The organism is Streptomyces sp. M41 (assembly GCF_043673425.1).
In the GTDB taxonomy this organism is placed as follows: Bacteria; Actinomycetota; Actinomycetes; order Streptomycetales; family Streptomycetaceae; genus Streptomyces.
In genome coordinates, this window is sequence record NZ_JBIMKE010000060.1 from 1 (window position 1) to 8,075 (window position 8,075).

The 8,075-nt window shown below is 71.5% G+C and carries 6 protein-coding genes and 1 pseudogene; 4 read left to right on the forward strand and 3 right to left on the reverse strand.

Annotated features, from left to right (window positions below):
* Window positions 1-289: 289 nt before the first annotated feature.
* Window positions 290-982, forward strand: a complete 693-nt coding sequence (locus tag ACHBTE_RS35595) for a metal-dependent transcriptional regulator (RefSeq protein WP_394729892.1) — start codon at window positions 290-292, stop codon at window positions 980-982.
* Window positions 983-1,560: 578 nt separating this feature from the next.
* On the forward strand, window positions 1,561-2,442 hold the full coding sequence (locus ACHBTE_RS35600; RefSeq protein ID WP_394729902.1) for an alpha/beta fold hydrolase: 882 nt from the start codon (window positions 1,561-1,563) through the stop codon (window positions 2,440-2,442).
* Between the two features lie 22 nt (window positions 2,443-2,464).
* On the opposite strand, the gene ACHBTE_RS35605 is transcribed toward ACHBTE_RS35600, so the two are convergent.
* From ACHBTE_RS35605 to ACHBTE_RS35615, 3 genes are all read right to left on the reverse strand, one after another.
* Window positions 2,465-4,057: a transporter gene (locus tag ACHBTE_RS35605; protein WP_394729894.1), complete on the reverse strand. Its 1,593-nt coding sequence runs from the start codon at window positions 4,055-4,057 to the stop codon at window positions 2,465-2,467.
* Entirely contained in the window at window positions 4,054-4,827 is a 774-nt protein-coding gene (locus tag ACHBTE_RS35610) for an ABC transporter ATP-binding protein (RefSeq protein WP_394729896.1), read from the reverse strand. Before ACHBTE_RS35610 ends, ACHBTE_RS35605 begins: the two co-directional genes overlap by 4 nt.
* Window positions 4,828-4,908: 81 nt before the next feature.
* Window positions 4,909-5,571 carry a bifunctional DNA primase/polymerase gene (locus ACHBTE_RS35615; RefSeq protein ID WP_394729898.1) on the reverse strand — a complete coding sequence of 221 codons (663 nt, stop codon included), beginning with the start codon at window positions 5,569-5,571 and terminating at the stop codon, window positions 4,909-4,911.
* 318 nt (window positions 5,572-5,889) lie between these two features.
* On the opposite strand from ACHBTE_RS35615, the gene ACHBTE_RS35620 reads away from it, so the two are divergent.
* Both ACHBTE_RS35620 and ACHBTE_RS35625 read left to right on the forward strand, forming a co-directional pair.
* On the forward strand, window positions 5,890-7,275 hold the full coding sequence (locus ACHBTE_RS35620) for a transcriptional regulator (protein WP_394729900.1): 1,386 nt from the start codon (window positions 5,890-5,892) through the stop codon (window positions 7,273-7,275).
* Between the two features lie 201 nt (window positions 7,276-7,476).
* Window positions 7,477-8,075, forward strand: a pseudogene (locus ACHBTE_RS35625) (hypothetical protein); the annotation flags it as partial.

Below are 8,075 nucleotides of genomic sequence, written 5' to 3' on the forward strand. Positions count from 1 at the left end.
ATGAGTGGTGCGGTTCTTGACGCCGGCCGCTGCGGGCGGACACCCCCCACCCCGGCCCCTTCCCGCCGTACGCGGCTGACCCGCCGTAGGGGTGCGCGTCGGCAGTGGGTGTGCTCGCCGCCGTTGGCGGCTGCGTGGGCGAAGGGGGTTCGTGCGCCCGCGTAACCCGCTGGTTTCGGCTGCGCGGCACGGTTGTCAGTGGTATCCGGCAGAATTGAGTGCAGGGCCAGCGCACGCGCCGTGGAGCTGTCTCGCTTCCGGCTGAGCTAATCGCAATCGAGGGGCACGTATGTCCGGACTGATCGACACCACGGAGATGTACCTCCGCACCATCCTCGAGCTTGAGGAGGAAGGTGTGGTCCCCATGCGCGCCCGGATCGCCGAGCGGCTGGACCAGAGCGGGCCGACCGTGAGTCAGACGGTGGCGCGGATGGAGCGTGACGGGCTGGTGTCCGTGGCGTCCGACCGGCATCTGGAGCTGACCGACGAGGGCCGGCGGCTGGCCACGCGTGTGATGCGCAAGCACCGTCTTGCCGAGTGCCTGCTCGTCGATGTGATCGGGCTGGAGTGGGAGCAGGTGCACGCCGAGGCGTGTCGCTGGGAGCACGTGATGAGTGAGGCCGTGGAGCGGCGCGTGCTGGAGCTGCTGCGGCATCCGACCGAGTCGCCGTACGGCAATCCCATCCCGGGGCTGGAGGAGCTCGGGGAGAAGGACGGCGCCGACCCGTTCCTCGACGAGGGCATGGTCTCGCTCTCCGAGCTCGACCCGGGCACCGAGGGCAAGACGGTCGTCGTGCGCCGGATCGGTGAGCCGATCCAGACCGACGCTCAGCTGATGTACACGCTGCGGCGGGCAGGCGTGCAGCCCGGCTCGGTGGTGAGTGTGACCGAGTCGGCGGGCGGTGTGCTGGTGGGCAGCGGTGGTGAGGCGGCCGAGCTGGAGGCCGAGGTGGCCTCCCATGTGTTCGTCGCCAAGCGCTGAGTGGAGGTAACTCCCGTGTGCGGGGCGGGAGTTGCGATTCAAGATCCAGTGCGCCGATTCGCAGCGCTTCGGGATTTCGCGTGCCAGGCTGTCGCGTGAGGCATATGACCTGAGGGCTCTTGGCGTGGTCGACGGTGATCGGCCGGCCGGTGAGGGGGCGGGCGGATGTGCCGTGAGCGTGGAGAGGGCCCCGGCGCCTTGTGGCGCCGGGGCCTGTCCTCCCCTGTGCTGACCCGGAGCCCCGAGCTCTCAGGGTCATTCCCCTCGGACCGTTTTCCCCGAGCGGTCCGCCTCCCGGTGAAGATCTCCCCTCGGCAGTGCCGATCAATCCTTGAGAGGGGTCACTCGAACGAGGGGTGTTGTGCGCCCGGGCCATATTTTCGAATACGAGTTCGATAGTCTGCGGGGTGACGGATCAGGCGGAACGTGCGCTTCAGTGGTGTGCGCATAAGATCACGTCGGACACACAGAACATGCACATCGCGTGCGAGGGCTCCATGACCGTGGCCGGCGGCGACGGCAGATATGGCAGGCAAGGCAGGCAGGACGCTGTTCACCCTAGGGGGGTGCCAGGACGAATGGCGCGGCGCATCGACGTGACGGGCACAGGTGGCGTACGTCTCGCGGCCTGGGAGTTCGGCGACCCTCCCAAGACCGACCCGGCTCAAGAGCACAACGGCACACCCGGTGTCCTGTTACTGCACGGCCTGATGGGCCGCGCCTCGCACTGGGCCTCCACCGCCCGCTGGCTCTCCGAGCGGCACCGCGCGGTGGCGCTGGACCAGCGCGGGCACGGCCGCAGCGAGAAGCCCGCTCAGGCCGCCTTCACCCGCGAGGCGTACGTCGACGACGCCGAGGCGGCCCTGGAGCAGCTCGGGCTCGGGCCGGCCGTCCTCATCGGCCATGCCATGGGCGCGCTGACCGCTTGGCAGCTCGCCGCCAAGCGGCCCGACCTGGTGCGCGGCGTGATCATCTGCGACATGCGGGCCTCCGCGCTCGGCTCGGCCTCGCAGCGGGAGTGGGAGGACTGGTTCAGGGCCTGGCCCGTCCCCTTCGCCACGCTGGCCGACGTACGCAAGTGGTTCGGTGAGGACGACCCGTGGGTCGAGCGGCCGAATCCGGCGCGGGGCGAGTTCTACGCCGAGGTGATGCACGAGTGCGAGGACGGCTGGCGGCCGGTGTTCGAGCCGGACCAGATGCTCAGGTCGCGCGAGACCTGGGTGTACGACGCGCACTGGGAGGAACTCGCGCAGGTCCGGTGCCCCGCGCTGGTCGTGCGCGGCCTGGACGGGGAGTTGGGGCGGGCCGAGGCGCAGGAGATGGTGCGGGTGCTGCCCCGCGGGGCGTACGCGGAGGTGGCCGACGCCGGGCATCTTGTGCACTACGACCAGCCGGCGGGGTGGCGGACGGCCATCGAGCCCTTCTTCGACGCGGTGCTGGGGGACGCCGGGCGCCTGTGAGGCGGCGCCCCCCTCGGCTCGGCTATCCCTTGCTCACCGCCGTCAGGATCTCCGGGAGGCGGTCCGCCGTCCGCGGGGCCGCCAGGCGCAGGCCCAGCAGCGTGATCGCGGCCCCGTACGCCGCCCCGCCCGGCAGCAGCAGCCAGGTCCACGCCTCGCCGCCGTCGCTCACCCGCAGCCAGATCGTCACCGCGATGACGGGGGCGCAGAGCAGGGCCGCCGCGAGCATGCCGCCGAAGATGGAGATCCAGGCGAGGTTCGTCTGGCCGGGGACGACGTTCTTGTAGCCCTCCTGTGGAATGGAGTACGGGAAACGCGCCGACGTCCAGGCGCCGGTCGCCAGCATCGCGCCCAGGAGGGCGAGGGAGAGGCCCAGCACCTCGGGGAGCCTGGCCCAGTCGCCGAGGAGCGCCGTCGTCAGGACCGTGACCAGCGCGGCGTAGGGGAGGGTGATCAGCAGCAGGGCAAGCGCCCGGGCGCGCAGCTCGACGTAGGCGTCCCGGCGGGACGAGATCGTCATCGCGACCATCCAGAACGCGGACGTGTCCTGCCCGAACTGGTTGTACATCAGGATGCCGAGCATCCCGGCGGCGAAGCAGGCGAAGTAGATCGAGCCGGTGCCCTGGAGGGCGTTGAACAGCGGCACGATCAGGCCGATGGCGAGTGAGGTCACCCAGGCCGCCTTGGTCTTCGGGTCGCGCCAGACATAGCGCAGGCTGCGCTCCATGACGGTGCCGGTGCGGCCGGCCGGCAGGAGCCGGGCGAGGCCCGTCGAGTTCCGTTCCCGTACGGCGGTCTCGGTGACCGCCTGGAGCGTGGAGCCGTCGGGGGAGGTCATCAGCCGGGTCAGATGGCGAGACCACACGGTGATCAGGGCCGCCAACGCTCCCGCGCTCAAGGCGAGTTGGAGAACGGCCACACCGTAGGACCCGTCGCTCACCGACTCCACCGCGCCGATCGCCGACGCCGGGGGCACCCAGCGCAGTACGTCCGCCACCGGATCGAGCTGGGCCAGCCCCGACGCTCCCAGCCGCTGCGCGCCGAAGTTCACGACCTGCGCCCCGACCGCGATGACCAGCCCGCTCAGCACCGCCAGATCGCGGCCCTTCCGGCTGGTCAGCAGCCGCAGGTTGGCGGCGGCGACGGCCCGCGCGAACGCCACGCACACCAGCAGGGCCAGAGCGACGGCCACGACGGCGACGGCGACGGCCACCCCGCCGCGCGCGACCGTGATCACCGAACCGACCAGCAGGCACAGCGTGAACAGCGGGCCGATGCCCACCAGCGAGGCCACGAGCAGCGCCCGGACCAGGGGTTGGGGACGCAGCGGCAGCATCACCAGCCGCGTCGGGTCGAGGGTCTCGTCGCCGCCGGGGAAGAACAGCGGCATCACGGCCCAGCCCAGCCCGAGCACCGCCACCAGCAGGACCACCAGGGAGTCGGCGTGCGCGGTGCCGCGCAGCATGATCAGACCGAGGAGCTGGAGCGCGGCGAAGAGCAGGACCATGATCGCCGAGGCGATGTAGGCGGTCCGCCGGCCGCCGGACTGCCGCAGTCCGTTTCTGAGCAGCGACAGCTTCAGCCGTACGACGACCGCGGTGATGTCGGTGCTCATCGCGCCCCGCCGCCCAGCCAGTCCAGGTCCGTCCCGGCGTCCCGGCTGTGCGCGCCGACGAGTTCGAGGAACGCCTGCTGCAACGAGGCCGCCTCACCGCGCACCTCGGCGAGGGGACCATGGGCGCGGATACGGCCGGCGGCCATCACGGCAACCCAGTCGCACAGCGACTCGACGAGCTCCATGACATGGGAGGAGAAGACGACGGTCGCCCCGGAGGCCGTATAGCGCTCCAGCACACCCCGGATGGTCTGCGCGGAGACGGGGTCCACGCCCTCGAACGGCTCGTCCAGGAAGAGCACTTCGGGATTGTGGAGCAGCGCGGTCGCGAGCCCGATCTTCTTGCGCATACCCGTCGAGTAGTCGACGACCAGCTTGTGCTGCGCCCCCGCCAGATCGAGTACGTCCAGCAGCTGGGTGGCCCGCTTGTCGACCTCGGCGCCGGGAAGCCCGCGCAACCGCCCCGAATAGGCGAGCAGTTCCCGTCCGGACAGCCGCTCGAAGAGCCGCAGTCCCTCGGGCAGCACCCCGATGCGCGCCTTGACCTCGACGGGGTCCCGCCAGACGTCGTGCCCCACGACCTCGACGGACCCCTGGTCGGGCCGCAACAGCCCGGTCACCATCGACAGGGTGGTGGTCTTCCCGGCCCCATTGGGTCCGACAAGCCCGATGAACTTCCCTGCGGGCAGCTCGAGATCGATCCCGGCAACGGCGATCTGCTGCCCGAACCGCTTCCAGAGCCCACGAACGTGTACGGCGGCTGACGTCATGCATGAACCCTACGGTCAGGTGATGTGTCCGAGGGATGCGGGGAACCGGGCGAGGCCCATGTGCGGTCTGCGTCAGGCGGGTTACCGGTCGCGACCGCACGCGTAGGCGAGCGGCGAGATCAACTCCTCGGCGTCCGGCAGCCACCGGTTGGCCGGCGTGGGCCGGCAGGCCCACTGCACGGCGCCCCGCGACCCGAACCGCGTGGGCGGCGCGGCCACGTACGCCCCCTCGCCCAGCGTGATCAAATCCAGCGAGCCCACCGACCAGCCGAGCTTGCGCACCAGCTCCGGCACCTTCACCGAGGCGCCGGGCAGCACGAAGAAATGCATTCGCCCGTCCGGCGTCAACGTCACCGGCCCCAGGGTCAGCTCCATCCGCTCCATCCGGGCCAGCGCGAGAAACCCGGCCGTCTCGGGGACGGAGATCGCGTCGAAGGTACGACCCGTAGGCAGCAGGATCGACGCCGTCGGATGCTTCTGCCACATCCGGCGCGCGACCGTCGCGCTGCCCGTCGCCTGCGTCGCCCAGTCGGGGCGCGCGGGGTGCGCGCCGGGCGCGGGGCACACGACGTCGCCACAGGAGCAGTGCTGCACCCCGTCGACGGCTTCCAGCCAGGTACCCGGGAACACGTCCCAGTGGCGCTCCTCGGCATAGCGAACGGCGGTCTCCAGCAGCGTTTCCCCGCGCTGCTTCGGAATCTGTGCGGCTTCGGTGGCCGGGATCGTCTCTTCCACGCTGAACACAACTCCCGCACCCACCTGGAGTTACGGGCCGTCCGCGCGCGGGGGAGGAGCATTGATTCCTCTTCTGGGGCGCATGGGTGCATGGGTGGGGGCGCGCGGGAGGATCCGCGGCCGTGGCTGGGTAGCCCCATGTGGGGCCGGCGTTCGTCGTTACCCCGGCAATCCTCACAAGCCTCGCATTTTCGGTATGCCGACGGGGCATTGATCTTCACGGCCGGTTCGTTTCGGTGCACTGCCAGTGCCCCGTGCCGGGTCCGGCGCGTGACAGACACATCAACTCGGTGCGTGGGCAGGCACCGCAGCCACAGGGGGTACGCCATGGCCGCAAGGCCTCTCGTCGCGCGACAGCCGAACGAACGGCTGCAGGCGCTCATCCAGGAAGCGGGCTGCTCGAACGCAGGGCTGGCCCGCCGGGTCAACATGTGCGGCGCCGAGCACGGCCTCGATCTGCGCTACGACAAGACGTCCGTGGCGCGCTGGCTGCGCGGACAGCAGCCGCGGGGACGGGCGCCGGCGATCATCGCGGAGGCGCTCGGCCGCAAACTGGGCCGTACGGTCACGATCGACGAGATCGGCATGGCCAACGGCAAGAACCTCGCGTCGGGCGTCGGCCTCCAGTTCTCGCCGACGGTACTGGGGGCCATCGAGCAGGTCTGCGAGCTGTGGCGCAGCGACGTCGGGCGGCGGGACTTCCTGTCCGGCTCGTCCGTCGCCGCCTCCGCGCTCGTGGAGCCCAGCCGCGACTGGCTGATCTCGTCGCCCGACTCCCAGGTGGCGCGCTCGGCGGGGCCGCGGGTGGGGCAGTCCGACGTGGCGGCCGTGCGCGCGATGACCCAGGCGCTCGTCGACCTCGACCACCAGTACGGCAGCGGGCATGTGCGGCCGGTCGTCGTGCACTACCTGAACAGTGTCGTCTCCGGGCTGCTGGCCGGGTCGTACCGGGAGGCGATCGGGCGGGAGCTCTTCGCCACCGTGGCACGGCTGACCGAGCTCGCCGGGTACATGGCGATCGACACCGGGCAACCGGGGCTCGCCCAGCGCTACTACATCCAGGCGCTGCGCCTCGCACAGGCGGCGGGCGACCGTGGGTACGGCGGATATGTGCTGGCCGCCTCCATGAGCCACCTCGCCGCACAGCTCGGGAACCCGCGTGAGATCGCGCAGTTGGCACGGGCGGCGCAGGAGGGGGCGCGGGGGCGCGTGACCCCGCGCGCGGAGTCCATGTTCTATGCGGCGGAGGCGCGCGGCCATGCCTTGATGGGCGACGCGCGGGCCGCCCAGGTGGCGTCCGGGCGTGCGGTGAGCGCGCTGGAGACGGCCGATCCGGAGTCCGGGGACGACCCGGCGTGGATCAAGCACTTCGACGAGGCTTATCTCGCCGACGAGTTGGCGCACTGCCACCGCGACCTCGGCCAGGCCGAGGCGGCGGCGCGGCGCGCGGAGGAGTCGCTGGCCGGGCTGCCGGAGACGAAGGCGCGGCGCCGGGCGATCGGTTATGTGCTGCTCGCCACAGCGCAGGTGCAGCAGCGCGAGATCGAGCAGGCCTGCCACACCGGCCTGAAGGCCGTGGAACTGCTGGAGACCCTCCGCTCCAACCGGGGTGCCGAGTATCTGGAGGACTTCCAGCAGCGACTGGAGCCGTACCGGGACGAGCCGGTGGTAAGGGAGTTCGGAGCGCGACTGGATCTTCAGGCCGCCGCGTGAAACCAGGGGGTACGGCGGCGTGAACGGCAGGGAAATGAAGGCTCCGGCGTAAAGGAGGGGCGCATATTACGGATTGGGGGACCTGGCTGTTACGGAGGTCACAGGGACGCCGGTGAGGTCCTTGGTCGCGTGGCACCCGGAACGGAGTACCCGGTAGCGTGAGCCGACGATTCCGAAGGTCCCCCATTCGTAGGAGTCCCGGTGACGCAGAGTGGACAGGGCGAGGAGCCCTCGGCGCAGCCCGCGCGCGAAGGCATCGTGCTGCCCTCCGACGGTGGTGAGCCGCTGCTGCCGGGTATGACGGGCGGCCACGGCGGCCACCCCATGTCGGCACCGGCGACGCCTTCGTCGGCACCCCCGCCCTCGGCACCGCCCGGCGGGCAGGCGTGGGGCACGCCGTGGGGACCCGAACAGAACCAGCACCAGGCCCAGGCCCAGCACCAGAGCCCACCGGCGCCGCCGGCCGCCCCCGGCCAGGGCTGGGGGACACCGCCGGGTCAGGGTCAGGCACAGGGGCAGCCACCGGGGCAGAGCTGGGGCGGGCAGGAACAGCCTTACCAGCCGCAGCCGCAGCCGCAGCCGCAGCCGCAGCCGCAGCCGCAGCCGCAGCCGTCGTACGGCGGAGGCGCGCAGGGTGTGCCGCCCGGCGCGCAGGCGTACGGACAAGGCGTTCCGGCCGGCTCACCGATGCCCGCGCCCCAGCCGCAGTACGGCGCTCCCGGCCCGTCGGCCCCGCTGCCGCCCGGGGCGGCCGAGGCGTACGGCGCGCCCGGTGCCGGTGGCGCGCTGCCGCCCGCTCA

What these genes read in the sequence shown, in the direction of transcription:
- ACHBTE_RS35595 (WP_394729892.1), top strand. Translation starts at nt 290, where the DNA reads ATGTCCGGACTGATCGACACCACGGAGATGTACCTCCGCACCATCCTC.
- ACHBTE_RS35600 (WP_394729902.1), top strand. Translation starts at nt 1,561, where the DNA reads ATGGCGCGGCGCATCGACGTGACGGGCACAGGTGGCGTACGTCTCGCG.
- ACHBTE_RS35605 (WP_394729894.1), bottom strand. Translation starts at nt 4,057, where the DNA reads ATGAGCACCGACATCACCGCGGTCGTCGTACGGCTGAAGCTGTCGCTG.
- ACHBTE_RS35610 (WP_394729896.1), bottom strand. Translation starts at nt 4,827, where the DNA reads ATGACGTCAGCCGCCGTACACGTTCGTGGGCTCTGGAAGCGGTTCGGG.
- ACHBTE_RS35620 (WP_394729900.1), top strand. Translation starts at nt 5,890, where the DNA reads ATGGCCGCAAGGCCTCTCGTCGCGCGACAGCCGAACGAACGGCTGCAG.